Consider the following 21,611-nt stretch of genomic DNA (forward strand, 5'->3'; position numbering starts at 1 on the left):
CCAACTTGACAACCGGGCGAGGCCAAAGTCTAATCAAAAAATCATTTTTTTCTTTCGTACCAACAACCAAATCACGACCGGAGCGCCTAAAATACTGGTTATGGCGTTAATGGGCAATACGTTTACGGAACCGGGCAATTGTGCTACGGTATCGCAAAGCAACATCAAAATGGCACCATACATAAGCACTGCCGGAATCAAAGTTTTATGGTCCGTAGTATTGAAAATCTGCCGGGTCAGATGCGGTACGGCCAAACCAACAAAAGCAATAGGCCCTGCGAATGCCGTGATGCTTCCTGCCAAAATACCCGTAGCGATGATAATGATATATTTTGATTTTTTCAGGTCGATGCCCAAACTCTGGGCATAATTTTCACCCAATAAGTACCCATTAAGGGATTTTATGGAAAAAGTACTCAATACGATTCCGATGACAATCAAAAAAGATAAAATGAGCAATTGGGACCAAGAAAGGTTTCCAACACTGCCAAAGGACCAGTAGATGAATTGCTGTAATTTTTCGGCATTGGTGAAATAGGAAAGCACACTTACTATTGCCGCCGTAATGCTGCCGAACATTAAACCAATAATCAATAATGCCATGGTATCCCTCACTTTTGAAGCGACTATAAGCACGGCCAACAATACCAAAAAACTTCCGATACTGGCCGCTATAGCGAGACCAACATCATTTACCAAACCAAAGGCCATTACACCGCCAAAGAAAGCAGAGCCCATGATGAGCAGTGCAGCACCCAAACTTGCCCCGGAACTGATTCCTAATACAAAGGGGCCTGCCAAGGGGTTTCTGAACAAGGTCTGCATTAGTAATCCGCTAAGGCCTAGACCTCCGCCCACTAATACTGCGGTAAATGTCTTGGGGATGCGATAGTTCCAGATAATATACTCGGTAGAGGTGTTCTTTAGTGTATCGTTAAAAATTGCCTCCAGTATGTCCATAATAGAGATGGAAACGGAACCAAGACTTAGATTTAGAAAAAATGCACCCAATAATATGAACAGTAATATTGAAAAGGACAGATATGTTTTCTTCGGGGAACTCAATTATTCCAAGGGTTTAAAAAAAAGAAGTTCATGCTCCGGTAATAGCGTAGGATGAAAAATATGAATGAGGTCTTTTAAAACCAGATCGGGTCTTTGGGGAGCAAGTTCATAAAATAACAATCCTCCGGTTGCACCTTGCGCTATAGTGTTGGAATAAACCTTTTTAGTTTGGAAAGCATCAAATTGGGAATAATGGCGATTGGATTGCATCATATCTTCATAAGTAGTCAGCATAGAGGGGTTTAACCAGAAATCCGCAGTTTTGGCCCTGTTCAAAACGGTCTCCAGGCTTACGGCTATTCCACCGGTTTCTGTAGTATTGCCCCAAAGATAATCGGCTTTAGCATCTTCTAAAAATTGCGCCATCCAGCTTTTTCCGCCCGCTACATGCCATACATCTTTGTAGAGTCCTCCGGTCAAGACCGTAGGACGGGTTTTGGCGTTCTCCGCCAATTTCTTTGTGGATTTATAAGATGTTTCTATAGCGTTAAAAATACTGTCCGCTTTGACTTCTTGTTGGAAAAAAGGAGCGAAAAACTTTATCCACTCCGCTTTGCCCAAAGGACTCTCCTCGGTCCAATCTCCATTATATACTACGGGGATGTTGGAGCGTTGCAAGGTTTCATAAGCTTTGTTTTGGGCATTGACACCAAAACCGATTACTACGTCCGGATGAAGGTTCAGTACTACTTCAGTATTTATAATCTCATTGTTGCCCAATTCTTTAATTGCCCCGTTGTCAATTTGTTTTCTGGCGGCCTTGGACGATATTAATTCTGTTTTCGGAAAACCGACAAGTTTGTCCAGTTGTCCCAAAGATTCCAGTGCAGGAATATGCGTTGTTGATGTCACTACTAGTTTTTCTACCGGAACCGAAATGATAGCGTCATATTCATTTTTGTTTAAGGTGATAAAGGACAGTTTTTCTTTTGGAACGAGCGCGTAAACAAAAGAAGCTTCGGCATTGGGCCAAGGAGAAGTAATCTTGACTATGGTGATATCCGATGCCGATTTTTCTATAGAAAACCCTTTGGCGTGCTTAACGGAGACTTTATTTTCTATTGTCTCAACAGGAAAATTCAACTTTTTTTCCTGTTTGCAGCTGATGTATAAAACAAATACGAGCGAAAATACAAAGGGTTTCAAATAGCGCAATTTTGAATGAGGTATCAAAAGTACCATTATTTAAGTTTTTCATAAAAGAGTTAAACAAAATGTTTACTTTCGCGTTGAATTTTGGTTTTTATCATTTTAAAAATGATGGAATTAAAAGGGAATCCAGTGAAAATCTGGAACTGTTCCCGCAACTGTAAGTTTATGCCAAACTTGATTTGGCACCTCTTTAAAGGAGGGAATTATTTCTTCAAAAGCCACTGTCCCGACAATTTTAGGGATGGGAAGGCAAAATAGTTTTAAACGAGTCAGGAGACCTGCCAAATTCAAACAAACAATGTTAAACTTTCGGGATAAAGGTTTACGTATGGACGCATACTATCTCGCTCGAACAGAGAATTTAAAAATGAACAAAAAACTTTTAAGCTTTGGTGCATTGGCTTTGCTATACACTATAGGTACGGCACAATCATCAGAGGCAGTACAACAAGATTCCATGAACCTTCAACAGTTGGATGAGGTAGTGGTGAGCGACTCCCGTTTTGAGTTAAAGCGTGAGAACTCAGGTAAAACGGTCATTAAAATTACTACGGAAGAATTGGAGCGCAACCAAGGAAGGACCGTGGCCCAAATTATCAACACCAAAAGTGGTATTGAAATTGCCGGTAGTAGGGGAAGAGATGGTGGTGTATTAGGTGTTTTTGCCCGTGGGGGCAGAGGACGTCAAGTATTGGTCATTATAGATGGCATACGGGTTTCCGACCCTTCCTCATTTTCACCGCAGTATGATTTACGATTGTTAGCTACGAGTTCAATAGCATCCATAGAAATCATCAAAGGAGCAGCAAGTACCTTATACGGTACTAATGCCGCTACGGCAGTAATCAATATCACGACGAAACAGAGTTCCAAGGAAAAGATTTCAGGAGATTTTCAATCCACTATCGGGACCAACCAAACCGCCGCGGACCAAAATTTTAATGCATCAAGTTTTAATAATAATGCGTTGGTCCATGGTACACTGAATAAATTTAATTATAGTATTGGTATTTCCAATAGATATTCAGATGGGCTATCGGCCGCTGTGACTCCCACAAATGAAGAAGATGTTTTTTCGCAGTATAGTACTGATGTTCGTTTTGGGTACCGATTTTCAGATAAATTTCAGATATCCGTTTTCGGAAACAAAACAAAATTTGATACGGAGTTCGATGCGGCTCTGGCAGAAGCTCCCAATCGCTTTAAACAAGATCAGGAGCGGGTAGGGCTTTCCTCCACAATTGGTTATGGAAACAACGGTTCTATACAACTGAATGCGTCTTATGCGGACTATACTTCGGACTCAAAAAGTTCTTTTGGAGAAAGTCTTGTTGACGGTAAGAACTTTGTGGTAGATGTGTACAACAAATATATAATTGGAGAAAAATGGCATACTATTTTAGGAGTAAATTACATAGAGGACAAGGCAGTTTTTAGTGAAAATGTGTCTTTTACTATTCTGGACCCTTACGCAAACTTGGTCTTTGTATCCGGTACCGGATTTAATCTTAATACCGGCGTCAGGTTAAACACGCATTCGGAATATGGGAACCATGTGGTCTATAATATTAATCCTTCTTACGCTTTATCTACGGATACGGGTTACGTAAAAGTATTGGGTTCCTTTGCCACTTCTTATATTACACCAAACCTTACCCAGTTATTCGGGGATTTTGGTGCCAATCCAGATTTGGAACCAGAGGAAAATAGGACTATTGAGGGCGGAATTGAATATGCCGTTACCGATAAGTTCAGGTTAAGTGCCGTTTATTTTAATCGAAATGAAAAAAATAGATTCGGCTTTGACCAAGATTTTAGAACGATAAATATTTTCGATGAAATTGATGCCACCGGTGTAGAAATGGAATTATCTTGGCAACCCGTTAAAAAGGTAAACATTGAAGCCAATTATACGTTTACGGAGCGTAAGGGCGATAATGCTATCCGTATTCCTAAGCATAAAGTGAATGCTTTGTTCAATTATGAATTCTCGGATAGAACAAATGCTTCCTTATCATATTCATATACGGGAGATAGGATAGATAGCGATTTTAGTGTATTCCCTAGTATAGACTTGGAATTAGCTTCTTTTTCTTTAGTGAATCTATATGTAGAACATCAACTGATTCCCAAGAAATTGAAAGTATTTTTGAGTGCCGATAATATTTTAAACGAAGAGTTCGTAGAAGTATTGGGCTTTACAACACGGGGAAGAAATATTAATGCCGGATTCAATCTAAAGTTATAACCATTAAACTATACAGATGTTAAAAGTATGTTCCTTTATGCCGGCTGTTACACAGATGCTTTATGATATGGGGCTGGATGACTATCTGTATGGCGTAACTTTTGAGTGCCCCCAAAAAGCATTACAAGAAAAAAAGCCTGTAGTTCGTTGTGTTTTTGAAGGAAAAAATTATACGAGTGAAGAAATAGATGTTTTTTTCTCCGCCAGTAAAAACGAAGGGGAACAATTGTACTATGTAGATGAAAAAATATTGGCAGAAATAGCCCCGGATATCATTTTTACCCAAGATATGTGTGATGTTTGCCAAATAGATACGGAATGTACGGCCGCTGCAGTAGCTAATCTCGAAAAACGACCGGAACTTATTTCTATAAGTCCATCATCATTGACAGATGTTTTTGAAAATGCCGTCACCATTGCCAAAGCCTTGGGTAAAGAAGAAGTGGCCCATGTCTATCTTGCAAAACTGAACAATCGTATAGAAGCTGTAACGGATGGTTTAAGAGCGGCCAAAGCCCTGCCTAAAAGCGTGATGCTAATGGAGTGGATACAGCCAATCTATAATTGTGGGCATTGGATTCCGCATCAAATTGGTCTGGCAGGTGGCATTGATATGTTGTCGCATCCGGCTGGGGATAGTGTAGTGATCTCTTGGGATAAAATAGTGAAGTATAATCCTGAAGTTTTAGTGATTGCCCCGTGTGGTTTTACGATTGAACGTACAATGGAAGAAATACACCTTCTTACGGAAAGGGACGGCTGGAATACATTACGGGCAGTACAGAATAACGCTGTTTTTATTGTAGATTTCCAACTGTTCACACAATCTTCAGCAAGTACCCTTACTGATGGCATAGAACTACTTGCAGGTCTTTTTCATCCTGATAATGTGAAAATCCCCAATAGATTGACTACTAATTTCAGGAAGTTAGAATTGAAAAAAATTGTGCTATAAGTCGTTTCTAGCTTAGGTGAGTATAACAGATAAACATTGAGTTAGTATTATAAAAGAGAGAGCGGCCTTTTGGCCGCTCTCTCTTTTATAATTCCTATTTCGATTTTTTGGATTACTGATTATAATGAGTATCGTCTATCATTTTATCTGCTAATGGTGTAAACATCTTAGAACTTGTCATAATCTGAAAAGGATTTTTAACCGTGAAATCCTGCTTTCCAGTCGCTCCCGTGATTTCCTGAATAGCTCTTGCTAGAAGGGGCTCGTTTTGGTCTCCAAGTATACCTAAATTTTCCAAATCCTCTCTTTGCTGTACGTCTGGAACCAATCCACTCGTAAAATCCGAAAACCCGTCCGCGTTTTCATTCCTTCCCAATAATGGCTGTATGGCCCATTGTACCTTTGTATTTATTCTATTTACTCGAGAAGGCGTATACAGATAAGAATTTTCCCGGTCGTCTACCAATGTAGTGGAGAACTCATTTTTTCCTCTTGTTACGTCTCCGATTTGTACCACATCTATATAAGGTTCCAAACTATTGATCAATAATTCGCTGGCCGAGGCAGAGCTAGAAGTGGTTATCACATAAAGCTTATCCAATCCAAGCGAATTAATAGTTCTGGAACCCACCTTATCCGCAAAATATACCTCCAACTGTTCTTTGGAGAGTTGTGGCTGTATTTTGTCATTATAGCGTTTTCTTAGAAAAAGATTGGAGGTATTGGTGTCATAAATCATACTGGCCAACAATCGCGTTGTATTGACGGAACCTCCCGGATTATACCTAAGGTCAATAATCATACTCGTGATTCCCGAAGTATTCAAAGCGTTAAGTGCATCGTATAAGTCATCGTCATATTCATTGGTAAATTGATTGTACATCAAATAACCTATTTTCTCACCTCCAATATCAAAGGATTTTGAAATGAAGACAGGATTCTCGGCAAAATTTTCCTGTTTGGTAAGTTCAATATCAATAGCATTGGAAACGAGTTCTCCATTTTCAAATTCTGCCATATTTAACGTGTAGGTATTGTTTTCACCAAACAATAGTTCGGCAAAGTTTGTTGAGGTCAATGTTTCACCGTCAACTCCATTGAACAAATCACCTCGCTTGACCTTACCGACAGCATCTGAATTTGGTAATACGTATTGTACGAAACCAAAAACATCTTGGGTAAGACCAATTCTGACCAGGCCAAATACCATTCCGTTGCTTCTGGAGATGCCGGATAAGGAATTCGTCAGCGCTCTGTAATCTTCATTATAAAAACTGAATCTATCTTCGGTAAATAACAACTTGTTATCAAAAAAGTCACCTGGGGTGTCTTCGGAATCCAAGAAGGCTGTGTATAACTGGCTACCTTCAGAAGTGTTGGGAAATTTATCGTCTGCCAAATCTGAAACTTCGGATTGCCAAAAATACCAAAAATTCATGGATTTCCACATAAAATCCTGCACATCGACACCAGCCGAAGGATCAGGGTTTACAGTACCCGGAATGCTTAAATCTTCATCTTTTGAGCAGGAAGTGAAAATTAAGAGTATAAATGGGAAAATAACTTTTCTCATAATGGTGAGTGGTTAAACTTGGTATCTTTTGACATTTAAATTACGGAGACAATGAAGATAAAACGGAATATTTCATCAAATATTCCGTTTTATAAATAATAATTAAATTTTATCATCTTTCTTGAAATTAAGAAACCTTAGTAAGATGAAGCCTTACTTTGTGGATTTTTTATTTGTCCATTAAACCATCCATAAGAGCCATGTTATTTGTTGGTTTGAGCTCTACGGAACTCATCAAGAATTCCACTTCAAATGGAGTTTTAAGATTGTTTTTTGCACTTGAACCTGTTATTTGGCTTAAAGCAAGCTCCAACAACGGTTCTGATGGGTCTCCTAAAACTCCTAGGTTAGATACATCTTCTCTAAGTTCAAAATCAGGAGCCAAACCCGCTGTGTAATCAGAAAAGCCATCAGCGTTTTCATTTCTACCCAATAAAGGCTGAATTCCCCACTGGCTATCAGGATTAATAAAACTTTCTCTACTTGGAGTATAAATATATGGTGCTCCAGATCTACTGGGATCATCTACCATAGTTACGGAAAATTCATTCTTTCCAACTGTAGTAGTACCAACTTGTTGAACATCCACATAGGGTTCTAAACCATTTATAACTAATTCACTCGCGGATGCCGTTCTATCTGTAGCAATTATAAATACTCGGCTAAGATTTAACTCGTTAATAACAGTTCCGTCTATAGTAGTAGCTATAAAATTATCCGGGGTGCCATTACTTGGCTGTAGCTTACTGTTAAAACGGGGTCTTAGAAAAATTTCATCCGTTTTGGCACCATAGACGGAACTAGCTATTTGTATGGCAGAGCTTACACGCCCCCCTCCGTTATATCTAAAATCCAGTACAAGCTCTTTTACGTTCTCTCTTTTGAAATCACCAAATACTTCATTTAACTCTTCATCAAAAGCGGCCAAAAAGCTATTGTACATTAAATATCCTATCTTAATTCCATTTTGTTCAATAACCTTAGAAACTAAAATTGGATTTTCAGAAAAATTTTCCTCTTTGGTAAGTTCAACCTCTTTATCATTTTCGGTGATGCTCCCACCAGATATTTCTGCCATAGTTAAAGTGTAAGTATCATTTGAACCAAATAATAAATCTCTAAAATTAGTGCGGTTCAACCTTTGTCCGTCCACACCGATAAAAATATCTCCGCGAGCAATATCCTTATTAGATGCATCTGAATTTTTTGCTATGTATGTGACTACTCCATAAACATCATCACTATCTTGGAACAAAAAAAGTTGAAATTCAAGCCCATTGCTTTTTGAAATACCTTGTAAATTACTAACGAGATCTTTGTAGTTTTCCGCTAGGAAAGAAAAGCGGTCAATTGCAGATTGTTCACCGACTAATTCTACATGTTCATTGCAAATTTTGTAGAAAAAATTAGAAGGATTATTCTCCGAGGACAAAAAATCTGCGTAATCCGCTGCATCATCATCTTTTGTGTCTGCCAAATCAGTAACATCCTCTTGCCAAAAATAATAGGTGTTCATTGCTTTCCACATAAAATCCTGAACAGGATAATCAGCCACTGATTTAACAATAACCTGTTCTTCTTCCTGCTCAATTACAGGATCATCATTTTCTTTATTGCATGCACTAAAACATACTCCTAGAACAAGCAACGATAGGAAATACTTTTTCATAGTCAATTTTTTATGGGATAGCTCCAATAATCGTTCCAACTAATTATAAAGGAAACTTTAGTTTTGCCATCAATCTACTTACTTACGGTGATTCTTTAGTGTAAGGATGTTAAATTTACTTACAACTACATGAAAAAAAAATTATTTGTAACAAAACTCGTTAAACTTCGTCTTCCTTGTGTAGACCGATAAAAAGTTTACGAACAACAACCAAAATGAAGCAGAGCGAATTTTTAATTGTGGTCATGCCTTTCAAGGATAAGTTATACCGGATGGCAAAACGCTTATTGGTATCAACTGAGGAAGCGGAAGATGCTACACAAGAGATTCTTTTAAAATTATGGTCCAAAAAGCAAATCATGGGCACCTATAATAATGTGGAAGCTTTTGCCATGACGATGACAAAGAATTTTTGTTTAGACCGATTAAAATCCAGGCAAGCGAGCAACTTAAAATTGGTGCATAGCAATTATGGAGATAACAATACTTCCTTGCAGAAAGAGGTTGAAGCAAAGGACAGCGTAGATTGGGTAGAAAAGATAATGGAAGAACTGCCCGAACAGCAAAAAATGGTATTACAACTTCGGGACGTGGAACAATACGAATACGAAGAAATTGAAGCGCTATTGGACATGAAGCCTACAGCGATACGCGTAGCCCTATCCAGAGCAAGAAAAACGGTAAGAGAAAAATTAATGCAAAAACATAACTATGGAATCGCATAACATAGAAAAATTATTGGAAAAGTATTTTGAGGCGACCACAACGAAAGCCGAGGAAGAAACATTACGGGATTATTTTTCAAAGGATGGCGTAGCTGCCCATCTAGCACAATACACTCCTATGTTTCAATACTTTTCCAATGCCAAGGAAGAACGGTTCACCAAACAGGTCCCATTAAAACCTAGAAAAAACTTTTATAGATGGGCTTCTATTGCAGCGGTGGCGGTTTTGGCCTTTGGAGTTTATTTCGGTAACGATTACCGGGAAAAGAAATTGGAAGAACAAGAGAAAGCTTTAATAGCCTATAACGAAACTAAAAAGGCATTTGCGCTTTTGGCGGAGAATTTCAATAGAGGTACGGAGAAAGTAGCCTATTTAAACGAGTTTGAAGAAACAAAACAAAAAATTTACAATCACAATTAATTAAATAGATATGAAGAAGATATTAATAACAATAGTAATGGCATTTATTTGCTACACAGGGTTTTCGCAATCTATGTTCGACAAATATGAGGATTTGGATAACGTAAGTGCGGTCGTAGTCAACTCCAGCATGTTCAGGCTTTTGTCCAATATAGACGTTGAGGTAGATGACCCAGAGGCCAAGGATTTTATGGACATCGCCCAAAGTCTTAAGAACCTAAAAGTATTTATCACAGAGGATAAGGCGGTATCCGCAGATATGATGAAAACGATGCAGAAATACCTAAAGACCAATTCTTTGGAGGAATTAATGCGCGTGAAGGACGAAGGCACTAACGTAAAATTCTATATTAAAAAAGGGAAGGACGAAGACCATGTAAGCGAACTTTTAATGTTCGTGACCGGATTGAAAGATGCCGGAGTGGATATAGACGTGAACGGCAGAAATTTTGAAACTGTTCTTTTATCCTTGACCGGAGATATCGATTTAAACAAAATAGGATCTCTAACGAGTAAAATGAACTTGCCCAAAGAATTGAACAAAGCAGGTAAAAAGCAATAGTAAAAATCACAATCGGTCTTTTGGGAACAATATTCTTTCAAGACCGGTTACATCAATCATAATTCATCAATACATCAAAAAACAACATCATGAAAAATTTAAAAAAAATCAGTTTAGTTATTCTTGTCGCAATCTTGCCTGCATTAGGATTTTCACAATCCATGTTCGATAAATATGAGGATATGGACAATGTCGGCTCCGTAATCGTCAATAAAGGTATGATCAACTTATTAGGCTCTTTGGCCGCATTGGACGAGGGTGATAAAGAAGCCCAGGAGTTTATGGAAATGGCCCAGGGAATCAATGGAATAAAAGTCTTTATGACAGAGGACGATAAGGTTTCCGCAGACATGGGCGCTACGGTCAAGAAATACTTGAAGTCATCCAGATTGGAAGAATTAATGAGGGTCAAGGACGAAGATGTAAACGTTAAATTTTACATCAGAAATGGAAAGCAAAAAGACCATGTAAGCGAACTCTTGATGTTTGTTTCGGAACTAAAGAATGTGAAAGTAGGTCCTAGAGGAAGACACTTTGAAACGGTATTGGTTTCCATGACGGGCGACATCGATTTAAAAAAAGTAGGGAAGCTTACCGATAAAATGGATTTGCCAAAGGAGCTTAAAAAGGCCGAGAAAGGTAGATAAGTTATGAATATTCCCAGCTAATAAAGTCTTAGCTGGGAATTTTAAAATGATAAAATGAAAAAAGTTATAAAAAGTATTTTGGCGATGATGCTCATGACTATGGCATCCTGTTCCTCTACCCAAAGTTTACAGGAGTACTATGTGGACAATACGGAGAATCCAAATTTTCTCTTTTTTGATGTTCCGGCGAGTATTTTAAATGTAGATGAGGTGAATTTGACCGATACTCAAAAAACCGCTTTATCTTCCTTGAAAAAGTTGAACATTCTCGCTTTTAAGAAAACCACGGCGAATGTCGCCGAGTACAAAACGGAGAAGACCAATATCAAGGCAATATTATCCAACGGGAAGTTTACCGAGTTAATGAAAATGAATACGGAATATGGGAAAGCTACCATAAAGTACAAAGGAGAGGAGAATGCTATAGATGAGGTAATTATTTATGGCGATAATGATGACAAGGGCTTTGCGGTAGTACGTATTTTGGGCGACGATATGAATCCCGCGCATTTTGTTCAATTAATGCAAGCCATTCAAAAATCAGATTACAAAGGAGAAGGTCTAGGAGAAATAGTAGACCTGTTCAAGAATTGATATTTAGCATGTACTATTCTAAAGCCCATTATAAAAATTATAATGGGCTTTTTATTTTCTGAAGTTTTTCGGATTGTGTGACCTTCTTTTTATATTGGTGTCTTAACTATAATAGGAACAAGTATTAACACTAAACAAATTAGAACATTATGGAAGACGCAGAAATTTGGATAAACAAGGGTATAGATTTCGTAGTAGAGTTTGGCCCCAAACTTTTGGGAGCTATTGCAATTTATATTGTAGGTTCTTGGATAATCAAGAAAATTATGAAAGTCCTTCGAAAGGGGATGAGTGCTCAAGAGTATGATAAATCACTACAGAAATTCCTCTTAAGCTTGGCAAAATGGGCGTTGACCATTTTCTTGGTAATTACCGTTATCTCTACTTTGGGCGTGGAAACTACGAGTTTGGCCGCTGTCATTGCGGCTGCCGGTCTGGCCATTGGATTGGCGTTGCAGGGTTCACTATCCAATTTTGCGGGCGGTGTGTTGATTATCATTTTTAAACCTTATAAAATTGGGGATTTAATTGAAGCACAAGGTGTATTGGGCTCTGTAAAAGAAATAGAAATCTTTACCACCAAATTAATTACGCCACAAAATAAGTTGGCCATTGTTCCAAACGGAGCTATGGCGAACGGTAACATCATAAATTATACGGCAGAAGGCAAAATGCGCGTTGATACTACTATTGGTGTTGGTTATGACGAGGATATAAAAAAGACAAAAGAAGTATTGTTGGAAGTTTTGACTGCCAACCCAAAAGTGCTTAAAGAACCTGCCCCGTCCGTAAATGTGTCCGAGTTGGCGGATAGTTCCGTAAATTTTGCCGTACGCCCATATTGTAAACCAGAAGATTATTGGGATGTTTTCTTCGGAACGATGGAGGGTTGTAAACTGGCCTTGGACAAAGCCGGTATAGAAATTCCATATCCGCACGAGGTTCAAATTAATAAGTAACTCAAAGAATTTACCATAAATAAAAAAAACCCGCAAATAGCGGGTTTTTTTATTATATTTTTCAAAGAAAACTATATGCCCGTATATTTAGCAGGGGTAATTTGTTTTAGTTCTTCCTTAATTTTGTCCGATACTTGTAAAGTATCAATAAACATGGCAATGGACCGTTGGTTTATCTTTTCATTGGTTCGTGTGAGTCCTTTTAAAGCTTCATATGGGTTTGGATACCCTTCTCTTCTTAAAATCGTCTGAATTGCCTCTGCAACTACGGGCCAGTTGTTTTCCAGGTCTTGCTCAAACTTATCCTTGTTTAACAATAATTTATTCAATCCTTTTAACGTAGATTGAAATGCAATAAGCGTATGCGCAAAAGGAACGCCTACATTTCTAAGCACAGTACTATCGGTTAGGTCTCGCTGTAATCTGGAGACCGGAAGTTTAGCCGCCAAATGTTCAAAAATGGCGTTGGCGATACCAAGATTACCTTCCGAATTTTCAAAATCTATGGGATTTACTTTGTGCGGCATGGCGGAAGAGCCTACTTCTCCCGCTTTTATTTTTTGCTTAAAGTAATCCATGGACACATAGGTCCAAAAATCCCTGTCCAAGTCCAAAATAATGGTATTAATTCTTTTTAGCGTATCAAAAAGTGCAGCCAAGTGGTCATAATGCTCAATTTGAGTGGTAGGGAAGGAGTGGTGCAAGCCTAACTTTTCCTGTACAAAATTCCCGCCAAATTCTTTCCAGTCGATTTCAGGATACGCAATTTGATGCGCATTGTAATTTCCCGTTGCCCCACCAAACTTTGCAGCACTGGGAATATCGTTCAGTAAATCAAACTGTTGGTTTAACCGTTCTACAAAAACATAAATTTCTTTTCCCAATCGGGTAGGAGACGCGGGTTGCCCATGTGTACGGGCCAACATTGGAATTAAGGACCATTCCTTGGAAAGCTCTTTTAGTTTTTCCAAAACCTTAAAGTACAAGGGTACATATACCTCGTTCATGGCCTCTTTTATGGAAAGCGGGATAGCGGTGTTATTAATGTCCTGAGAGGTCAAGCCAAAATGGATGAATTCTTTGAAGCCACCCAAACCTAATGTATCAAAAGCATTTTTAATGAAATACTCGACCGCCTTCACATCATGATTGGTCGTTTTTTCAATGTCCTTTATCGCCTGTGCATCGGTACCATCAAAATTTTGATAAATTTCCCTTAGGGCAATAAATTTAGAAGTATCAAAATCGGTGAGTTGCGGTAAAGGAATTTCACAGAGTGCTATAAAATATTCTATTTCTACACGAACTCGGTATTTGATCAAGGCCTCCTCGGAAAAATAAGGAGCTAGGCTCGCTGTTTTATTACGATAGCGACCGTCAATAGGAGATATAGCGTTTAACTCGTTTAAGGACATACTTTTATATGGGTTAGAAAGGCTGCAAAGATACCGATAACAAAAGGAGTTTAAAAGTTTTGTTTAAGAACCTAATTGAACTTTTTTCCTTTTGTTAAAAATTAGAATCCGGCTTTTTTAAGTTTTGTTAGGATCATGCGCGATCTTGCCTTATAAGCTGCGCTTCCGGTACCATAATTTTGTTCCAAGACCATCTTTAATTCAGGATGTATCCATTTAAATTTTGACCCCATTAGCAATAGACTTGTCATGGAATACGCTTTTGGAGCTACCTTATAATCACCAATGAGCCAGTCAAAACAAGCGGTGGCCATTCTTTCAAGGTGGATTTCTCCAACTGCATTTTGAACCGATTCATCTTTTTGTTTGAAGTACGAAATACAAAGTAATTCACAAATTTTCGCAAAAGGTCTTATTGAAGATTCTAATTTTAGGGATTGTAGATTTTCTGTAAACGGATCTAAATGCGGGAAAATATAAGGTAGGTTTTCTCTGGCCGTAAATTCCATGACCCAACACGCCTTAGCCGATATTGGGTCATCGATTTTTAAAGCAATATCTAATAAAGGTTTTACCAAATGAGGGTTTTCAGAAACCAAATGTGCCATTTCCAATCGCTTTTCGCGAGAATGGTTCACATAATTTAATGCTTCATAAAGTTCGGATGTCCCCATAAAATCGTAATTTTAAATTCCTCAAATCCCCTAAATGAAAATACTTAAAAAAATCTTTTTAAGCCTACTTTTGGTATTTATTGCAATGCAGTTTTATCGGCCGGAAAAAAATCTTTCCCAAGGAGCCCATACTGCCCCATTTTTAACGGAAACAAATCCGCCGCCAACCGTAAAAACTATTTTACAGGAAACGTGTTATGACTGCCATAGCAATAATACCGATTATCCTTGGTACAATAATATAGCACCGGTTTCATTTTGGTTAAAGCATCATATAGACAAGGGAAAGGAACATTTGAATTTTTCAGATTGGGAGCAGTATTCCATGAAGCAAAAAGACCATAAATTAGAAGAACTGATAGAAGAAGTTTCTGAAGGTAAAATGCCATTGAAAGAATATACGTGGACCCATAAAGAGGCAATTTTAAGCAATACCCAAATTGATGCAATTACCAAATGGGCAGAAAAGACTAGAATTTTGTATCAATTAGGGAAGCAACCAAATTAGGAACTCCGTCAACAGCGGTTTTTGGGATAACGGTTAGATTTTTTCGTTGATTTTTGGAGATGGACGGATTTGGGTCAACGAAATAAATAGGGGTTCCCATTGTTACAAAATCGATTAGACTAGCCGCAGGATATACTTGCATGGAAGTTCCTACAATAATTAAAATATCCGCCCTTTTGGTAATTTCCACTGCCTTTTCCAATAAAGGAACCGCTTCACCAAACCAGACAATATGAGGTCTTAGTTGATGTCCAAGTTTACAGGTGTCGCCTATTAGGATATCTTTTTTCCATTCAAAAACATCGGAATTGTTCCCGGTGCTCCGTACTTTAAAAAGCTCGCCGTGTAAGTGCATTACACTATTACTACCAGCTCTTTCATGGAGGTCATCTACATTTTGGGTTATGATATCCACATTATAAAGTGTTTCCAACATTGTAAGGGCTTTATGTGCTGCATTGGGAGAAACTTCCAAAAGTTGTCTGCGCCGCTGATTATAAAAATCCAAAACCAAATCAGGATTATTTTGAAACGCTTGGGATGAAGCAACCTCCATTACATCATGGCCCTCCCACAATCCATTCGAATCCCTGAATGTTTTTAAGCCACTCTCCGCACTGATACCCGCACCGGTCAAGACCACAATATTTCTCATTGAACCTTATATTTCCTATAAAAATATACTTTTTATTATCTTGGTTTTATGCAAGAAGCATCACTTTTATCCTATTTGGAGAATTTCATATCCGAGGAAAGAAAGAAACGGTTTATTTCTGTTTTGGAACAGCGCACCAAGTTTATTACCGTTGCTATGGAAGATGTGTATCAACTCCACAATACGAGTGCGGTTATACGAAGTTGCGAGTCCTTTGGCATACAAGAGGTTCATGTTGTAGAAGGTAAGTTTGGAAAGCGTTTAGATAAGAACATTTCCATGGGCGCACAACAGTGGGTGGATTTACATCGATATAATAACGTAGATGAAACTTTAACCCATTTAAAAAAAGAAGGCTATCAAATTATAGCAACGGTACCGCAAGGAGAAAGCACGGAGCTTCATGATTTTAAGATGGATAAAAAAACGGCTTTGTTCTTTGGTACGGAAAGAGACGGGTTGACCGATAGGGTTTTAAAGCAGGCCGATGGTTTTCTGACTATCCCCATGGTCGGTTTTACGGAAAGTCTCAATATCTCTGTTTCGGCGGCTATTATATTGCAGCATTTGACCTCTGTTTTAAGAAAAAGTGAATTGCCGTGGAAACTAAAGCCATCGGAAATATTGGAAAAACGACTGGATTGGACCAAAAAATCCATCAAGAGCATTGAGGAAATTCTGATAAGATTTAACCGTGAGAATTAATATTTTTTATATATTGAACACAACTAACTAATTGATAAACAAATGTATACTCTACTTTACATACTGGGAGCTATCGTTTTCCTAGTCTTATTTTTGGCACTTATCGCTCCTAAAACCTATGATGTTTCCAGGTCTGTTGAAATCAATAATACCAAAGCCGCTATTTTTCCATATCTAAAATTTTTGGAAAAACAGCGTGAGTGGTCCCCTTGGATGAAAAAAGACCCGAATATGCAGACCGAGCTACGTGGAACCGATGGGGAAGTGGGCACTGTCAGTTATTGGAACGGCAATAAAGAAGTGGGCGAAGGAGAGCAGGAAATCACCAAAATTGTTGATGGGGAACGAGTTGAAGGTGCATTGCGTTTTTTTAAACCGTGGAAGTCCGAATCTGATTGTTATATGGATTTGGAAGAAACCGATAACGGAAAGAGTAAAGTGACTTGGGGTTTTTCAGGTAAAAATAAATTTCCGTTCAGTATTATGATGCTCTTTATGAGTATGGATAAAATGGTCGGAAAAGATTTTGAAGAAGGACTACAATCCCTGAAAACAAAATTGGAAGCTTAGATTTAAATAAGTTTTTGTTGGTAAGAAATAGAAGAAGTTGTTTACAATAATTCTCCTCTCTATCTCTAATGGTATCTTTTATATAAAAGTGGAAATTTTAATCTAATAGTTCCAATAAAGCGATATCGTGTTCATTTTCCAGTAGTACTTTTCCGTTTTTTACGGTTACTTCGGTATCGGAGTAAGTATCGTACAATTTAGTGCCATCCCCGAAAAAGCCTTTCACCCACAGGGACTTTTTTCCCTTTGGCAAATCCAACCCTACAACAACCTTGTCTTTGTAATCACCTTTGCTATAAGTTCTGCTGAAAACATAAGGTTTTTTACCTAATCTTTTATGTTTTCCGGCTCCGATGGCGGGATGGTTTCTTCTGAATTGACCGATTTTTTGCCAATGCTCAAGAATCCGCTTCGTTTCAAGCTGTGTTTCTACAGCTTCCCAATTCATAAAAGAGCGCAAGGTGGCATCTCCTTCGGTTCCTTCAATAACCAAACTACGGGCGGTTTCATCACCGTAATAAATCTGGGAGGCCCCAGGAGTTAGTAACAACACATTAGCGGCTCTGATGGAATCTTTTCGTTCTTTATCATAGGGTTTCCCATCATCATGAGAGGATAGGTAATTTAGAACACTTTTACCTTTCAATTTTGTATGGAGCAGTTTGCTGTACTTTGAAAAAATGGATTCATAATCCTTTTTAGCATCGTTCTTTAATTCAAAATTGATAAGGCTATGAAAACCATGGTCAAAAAAATCTACTTTCTTGTCTCCAAAATCAAATTTCCTACCACCGGAAATACCATAATTGTAGACTTCACCTACCATATAGAACGGATTGTCATCCAAAACATCGTTGGGATGCTTTTTCTTCCATGTTTCAAAGGCATAGGAAGCTTCTTTGAAAAGCTCTGACCAAGCATTTTCATTGACATGTTTTACGGTATCCACGCGAAAACCATCAACTCCAAATTCATGAATATAATCCGTTAACCATTTGATGATATAAAATCTTGGTGCCCTTGGATATCCGGTGCGATCAAAAAACAACTGTAGTTCGTCCAATTCGGCACTTAAACGGCCTTCTTCCTTCCATTTTGCCAAAAGGGCATCAGGCAGTTCAACCGGTTCTTCAGATGTTGTAATAATGTCCGGGAGATTATCCACTAGCGTACAGGAAGTTGTATTTTCATAAGTAGTGAATTCACAAGTTGGGTCCGTACGCACCCATTCCTTTGGCCAAACCGGGTCTTTTTCCGTTACCGGACCGGTATGGTTCAGTACTACATCCATCAAAATTCGGATTCCTTTTTTATGTGCCGTTTGAATTAACTCATCCAAATCGGTTTCCGTACCAAAGTTAGGATCTAAGGCGGTCCAGTCCTTTGTCCAATATCCATGATAACCGTAAGTGTTTCCAGTAGATTCATCGGTCGCACCGTGAATTTGTTCTACGATAGGGGTAAACCAGATGGCATTGATTCCCAGATCCGTAAAATATCCCTCATTGATTTTTTCGGTGATGCCCTTCAGGTCGCCTCCCATAAAACCCCTAAGAACCCCAGTCTGTTCTGTTCTTTCAAAATTGATATCGTTCTCCGGATTTCCATTGTTAAATCTGTCGGTCAGAAGGAAATAGATGTTGGCTCCGTCCCAAACGAAGGGGATTTTATCCTCGGATTTGACAAACGTTTCGGTTTCTTTTAAATCTGGACTAGGGACTTCTTTTTTTTCGGTTTTGCATGAGGAAATACAAAAGAAAAGTATAATTAGAACAAGTAGATTTCTCATGTACATTCTATTTTTCTTAAAGCTATAAAATGCATACGGAACAGAAAAATTTTATTTTTTTCGGTTCAAAATTTTATACTCTTCATAACAACTACTGATAGCATCAAGGATTTGGAGGTCATTGGCCGTAGTGATAAAAGATTTAGAGTAGTTGCAATTATTCAAGATGTCCTGAATATCTACCTTCTCCAATTGAAGTAATTCTGTCAAGGTTTCCCTATCAAATTTAGAAGCCAAAAGATTCCGAATCTGGTCGTCTTCCTTGATTTGACGAAGTTTGCGCATTTGATTAGGCTTTTTCCCAAATAGATTCCGGAGCAAATCCGCCGGATTCAAAATGGCGCCCAGCACCTTTGTTACGGCACTTGGATTTTTATTACCACCTTCATAACCTACCGATAGGCCGGAAATACTGTATTGATATGCATTATTGATAGGAAGGTTTTTAACATCTATTTCCAAATAACCCGTAAGCTGGTAGGGGCGTACGATAACTTCTTCCAAAGCATATGCCAGTTCCGTTAAGGAAATCTTAGTATCCTCAAATTTGAACATATCATTGGTAACCCTTATTTTTTGGGATTTGAAGCCTAAAAATGAAAAGTACAACGTATCGTTGACAGCAGCTCTAATCGTAAACTCCCCTTTTTCGTTGGTAATGGTACCAAATACCTGATTTAGATTTACTACATGCACACTTTCCATAGGCCGTTCGGTTTGCGCATTAACGACGACGGCCGACAAATCTAAAGATTCCGGTTCTTCTTGGGAGAATCCTATAAAGCCAATAAAGCAAAAAATACATAAAAGAATCTTCCTCATGAACCTAAGGGCTAAAATTTAAAGGTACAAACAAAACAAAAAAATACGCCGAAGCGTATTTTTTAATATACAATTAACTAAAAGAAGTCGCCCTTTCGTTTGTGGCTTCTTCTTTTCCCCGAATTGGGACTGGAAGAATTTCCGCGATTTCGACGTTTGCTTCTACTTTGGTCGTTGCCGCGGTTCCGGTCACCTCTTTTTCCTTTCTCACGATAACTTCCGCCGCCGCTTCTGCGTTTTCCGCCACCGCCACCGGGATTTTTGGAGACTTCAACGTTTACAAAACGCCCATCTACTTTAAATTCGGTAAACGTAGAAAGAATTTTTTCGGTTACTTCGGCATCGGTATTAAAGAATGAAAAGCTGTCCTTTACATCTACCTTAAAAACATCCTCTCTGCCAAGGTCAACGGTTTCTTTGATGAAGTCTTTGAGCGACATCCAGTCATAACCATCTTTTTCACCTACATTGATAAAATATCTAACGGAGCCAGATGAAGGAGTATTTCCCCTGTCACCTCTATCTCTTCCTCTTTCACCGGATTCTGGCGAGTTCAAATCCTTGGTCTTATTGTAATAATTGAAGAACCGCGTAAATTCAACGGAAACGATTTTCTTTATCAAGTCCTCGCGGTCTACGTCCTTCAATACATCGTTTATTGCCGGAAGGTAGTTTTCAACATCTTCATTGATTTCCGTATCCTTTATTTTGTTGGCCAGATGATACAATTGAATTTCGCATATTTCCATTCCCGTAGGAATCTTTTTAGAAATGAAATCTTGTTTGATTTTCTTCTCTATCGCTTTTATTTTTCTGAGCTCGCTTCGCGTAACGATGACCATGGAAACCCCGGACTTACCAGCCCTACCGGTTCTACCGCTACGGTGCGTGTAGGTTTCTATTTCATCCGGAAGCTGATAATTGATGACATGCGTAATATCGTCCACATCAATTCCACGGGCAGCAACATCCGTAGCTACCAACATTTGAATTTGTTTTTTTCGGAAAGAGTTCATGACCAAATCCCTTTGGTTTTGGCTTAAATCCCCGTGTAAGGCACCTGCATTGTAACCGTCCTCAATAAGTTTTTCCGCTACTCTTTGTGTATCTCTTTTTGTTCTACAGAATACCACGGAAAAAATATCAGGATTGGTATCCGCCAATCTTTTTAAAGCGGGATAACGATCTCTACCGCCAACAATATAATATTCATGCTGCACAGTAGTGGCCCCTGAATTTTTTGCACCGACCGTAATCTCTTGTGGCGAATGCATGAATTTTTTGGCAATGATGGAAACCTCTTTGGGCATGGTTGCCGAAAAAAGCCACGTAGATTTTTCATTAGGTGTATTGGAGAGAATATCCTTGATATCCTCAAAGAAGCCCATATTCAACATTTCATCCGCCTCATCCAAAATACAATAATCGATTTTGGAGATATCTACCAAACGACGATTGATCATATCTTTCATCCTGCCGGGAGTGGCTACTATGATTTGCGCCCCTCTTTTAATTTGCCTGGCTTGTTCTGTAATGCTTGCACCACCATAGATGGCGACGACATTTACATTTTTTTCGTATTTGGAATATAGCTTAAGCTCATTGGTGATCTGCAAACAGAGTTCACGGGTAGGAGATAATATTAAACCTTGTGTGGTTCTACTGTTGCTATCTATTTTTTGAATGAGCGGAAAGCCAAATGCGGCCGTTTTACCGGTTCCGGTTTGCGCTAGGGCAACCAGATCGGTCTCACTTTCCAATAAAATCGGGATTGCTTTTTCCTGTACTTCAGATGGAGTCTCAAAACCCATATCCGTAACAGCATCCAATAGGGACTTTTGGAGTCCCAATGCTTCAAACTTTGTCATAATTTATGTTATACTTAATCGCAAATATGAATGTT

The 21,611-nt window shown here is 38.6% G+C and carries 21 protein-coding genes and 1 riboswitch; of the genes, 11 read left to right on the forward strand and 10 right to left on the reverse strand.

Features of this window, described 5'->3' with window-relative positions; all coding sequences use genetic code 11:
• Window positions 1–33: 33 nt before the first annotated feature.
• Entirely contained in the window at window positions 34–1,065 is a 1,032-nt protein-coding gene (locus ACKWBX_RS09705) for a FecCD family ABC transporter permease (RefSeq protein ID WP_413968477.1), read from the reverse strand.
• Window positions 1,066–2,211, reverse strand: a complete 1,146-nt coding sequence (locus ACKWBX_RS09710) for an ABC transporter substrate-binding protein (protein WP_413968478.1) — start codon at window positions 2,209–2,211, stop codon at window positions 1,066–1,068.
• A 74-nt stretch (window positions 2,212–2,285) separates the two neighbouring features.
• Window positions 2,286–2,517: riboswitch (cobalamin riboswitch) on the forward strand.
• Between the two features lie 67 nt (window positions 2,518–2,584).
• Between ACKWBX_RS09710 and ACKWBX_RS09715 the strand changes: the two genes are divergently transcribed.
• The gene (locus ACKWBX_RS09715) at window positions 2,585–4,465 is read left to right on the forward strand and encodes a TonB-dependent receptor plug domain-containing protein (RefSeq protein ID WP_413968479.1); all 1,881 of its coding nucleotides are present in this window, start codon (window positions 2,585–2,587) and stop codon (window positions 4,463–4,465) included.
• A gap of 16 nt (window positions 4,466–4,481) precedes the next feature.
• A complete protein-coding gene (locus ACKWBX_RS09720; RefSeq protein ID WP_413968480.1) occupies window positions 4,482–5,420 on the forward strand; it encodes an ABC transporter substrate-binding protein in 939 nt (312 codons plus the stop codon).
• A 112-nt stretch (window positions 5,421–5,532) separates the two neighbouring features.
• Here ACKWBX_RS09720 and ACKWBX_RS09725 read toward each other — a convergent pair whose 3' ends face one another.
• Window positions 5,533–6,993, reverse strand: coding sequence for a S41 family peptidase (locus tag ACKWBX_RS09725; RefSeq protein ID WP_413968481.1), 1,461 nt, complete (start codon window positions 6,991–6,993; stop codon window positions 5,533–5,535).
• Between the two features lie 169 nt (window positions 6,994–7,162).
• Window positions 7,163–8,662 carry a S41 family peptidase gene (locus ACKWBX_RS09730; protein ID WP_413968482.1) on the reverse strand — a complete coding sequence of 500 codons (1,500 nt, stop codon included), beginning with the start codon at window positions 8,660–8,662 and terminating at the stop codon, window positions 7,163–7,165.
• Window positions 8,663–8,877: 215 nt separating this feature from the next.
• Here ACKWBX_RS09730 and ACKWBX_RS09735 point away from each other — a divergent pair, with 215 nt between their 5' ends.
• From ACKWBX_RS09735 to ACKWBX_RS09760, 6 genes are all read left to right on the forward strand, one after another.
• Window positions 8,878–9,387, forward strand: a complete 510-nt coding sequence (locus ACKWBX_RS09735; protein ID WP_413968483.1) for an RNA polymerase sigma factor — start codon at window positions 8,878–8,880, stop codon at window positions 9,385–9,387.
• Window positions 9,374–9,808: a hypothetical protein gene (locus ACKWBX_RS09740; RefSeq protein WP_413968484.1), complete on the forward strand. Its 435-nt coding sequence runs from the start codon at window positions 9,374–9,376 to the stop codon at window positions 9,806–9,808. Before ACKWBX_RS09735 ends, ACKWBX_RS09740 begins: the two co-directional genes overlap by 14 nt.
• A gap of 10 nt (window positions 9,809–9,818) precedes the next feature.
• Window positions 9,819–10,370, forward strand: coding sequence for a DUF4252 domain-containing protein (locus ACKWBX_RS09745; RefSeq protein WP_413968485.1), 552 nt, complete (start codon window positions 9,819–9,821; stop codon window positions 10,368–10,370).
• A gap of 89 nt (window positions 10,371–10,459) precedes the next feature.
• Window positions 10,460–11,017, forward strand: a complete 558-nt coding sequence (locus ACKWBX_RS09750) for a DUF4252 domain-containing protein (RefSeq protein WP_413968486.1) — start codon at window positions 10,460–10,462, stop codon at window positions 11,015–11,017.
• A gap of 54 nt (window positions 11,018–11,071) precedes the next feature.
• Complete coding sequence (locus tag ACKWBX_RS09755) at window positions 11,072–11,611, forward strand: DUF4252 domain-containing protein (RefSeq protein WP_413968487.1); 540 nt, start codon at window positions 11,072–11,074, stop codon at window positions 11,609–11,611.
• Between the two features lie 149 nt (window positions 11,612–11,760).
• The gene (locus tag ACKWBX_RS09760; protein WP_413968488.1) at window positions 11,761–12,570 is read left to right on the forward strand and encodes a mechanosensitive ion channel family protein; all 810 of its coding nucleotides are present in this window, start codon (window positions 11,761–11,763) and stop codon (window positions 12,568–12,570) included.
• A 71-nt stretch (window positions 12,571–12,641) separates the two neighbouring features.
• On the opposite strand, the gene purB is transcribed toward ACKWBX_RS09760, so the two are convergent.
• The gene (gene purB, locus ACKWBX_RS09765) at window positions 12,642–13,985 is read right to left on the reverse strand and encodes an adenylosuccinate lyase (protein WP_413968489.1); all 1,344 of its coding nucleotides are present in this window, start codon (window positions 13,983–13,985) and stop codon (window positions 12,642–12,644) included.
• Window positions 13,986–14,086: 101 nt separating this feature from the next.
• Window positions 14,087–14,659, reverse strand: a complete 573-nt coding sequence (locus ACKWBX_RS09770; RefSeq protein WP_413968490.1) for an adenylosuccinate lyase — start codon at window positions 14,657–14,659, stop codon at window positions 14,087–14,089.
• Between the two features lie 34 nt (window positions 14,660–14,693).
• On the opposite strand from ACKWBX_RS09770, the gene ACKWBX_RS09775 reads away from it, so the two are divergent.
• Window positions 14,694–15,167 carry a heme-binding domain-containing protein gene (locus ACKWBX_RS09775; RefSeq protein WP_413968491.1) on the forward strand — a complete coding sequence of 158 codons (474 nt, stop codon included), beginning with the start codon at window positions 14,694–14,696 and terminating at the stop codon, window positions 15,165–15,167.
• On the opposite strand, the gene ACKWBX_RS09780 is transcribed toward ACKWBX_RS09775, so the two are convergent.
• Window positions 15,130–15,822 carry an SIR2 family NAD-dependent protein deacylase gene (locus ACKWBX_RS09780; protein ID WP_413968492.1) on the reverse strand — a complete coding sequence of 231 codons (693 nt, stop codon included), beginning with the start codon at window positions 15,820–15,822 and terminating at the stop codon, window positions 15,130–15,132. The genes ACKWBX_RS09775 and ACKWBX_RS09780 overlap by 38 nt on opposite strands.
• 48 nt (window positions 15,823–15,870) lie before the next feature.
• Between ACKWBX_RS09780 and ACKWBX_RS09785 the strand changes: the two genes are divergently transcribed.
• Together ACKWBX_RS09785 and ACKWBX_RS09790 are read left to right on the forward strand one after the other, a co-directional pair.
• The gene (locus ACKWBX_RS09785) at window positions 15,871–16,527 is read left to right on the forward strand and encodes a TrmH family RNA methyltransferase (protein WP_413968493.1); all 657 of its coding nucleotides are present in this window, start codon (window positions 15,871–15,873) and stop codon (window positions 16,525–16,527) included.
• Window positions 16,528–16,569: 42 nt separating this feature from the next.
• Window positions 16,570–17,097 carry an SRPBCC family protein gene (locus ACKWBX_RS09790; RefSeq protein WP_413968494.1) on the forward strand — a complete coding sequence of 176 codons (528 nt, stop codon included), beginning with the start codon at window positions 16,570–16,572 and terminating at the stop codon, window positions 17,095–17,097.
• A 97-nt stretch (window positions 17,098–17,194) separates the two neighbouring features.
• On the opposite strand, the gene ACKWBX_RS09795 is transcribed toward ACKWBX_RS09790, so the two are convergent.
• From ACKWBX_RS09795 to ACKWBX_RS09805, 3 genes are all read right to left on the reverse strand, one after another.
• Window positions 17,195–18,886 carry an alpha-amylase family glycosyl hydrolase gene (locus ACKWBX_RS09795; protein ID WP_413968495.1) on the reverse strand — a complete coding sequence of 564 codons (1,692 nt, stop codon included), beginning with the start codon at window positions 18,884–18,886 and terminating at the stop codon, window positions 17,195–17,197.
• 51 nt (window positions 18,887–18,937) lie between these two features.
• On the reverse strand, window positions 18,938–19,708 hold the full coding sequence (locus ACKWBX_RS09800) for a carboxypeptidase-like regulatory domain-containing protein (RefSeq protein WP_413968496.1): 771 nt from the start codon (window positions 19,706–19,708) through the stop codon (window positions 18,938–18,940).
• A 77-nt stretch (window positions 19,709–19,785) separates the two neighbouring features.
• Window positions 19,786–21,576 carry a DEAD/DEAH box helicase gene (locus tag ACKWBX_RS09805; RefSeq protein ID WP_413968497.1) on the reverse strand — a complete coding sequence of 597 codons (1,791 nt, stop codon included), beginning with the start codon at window positions 21,574–21,576 and terminating at the stop codon, window positions 19,786–19,788.
• Window positions 21,577–21,611: the final 35 nt, after the last annotated feature.

This window comes from Maribacter algae, from assembly GCF_047345745.1.
In the GTDB taxonomy this organism is placed as follows: Bacteria; Bacteroidota; Bacteroidia; order Flavobacteriales; family Flavobacteriaceae; genus Maribacter.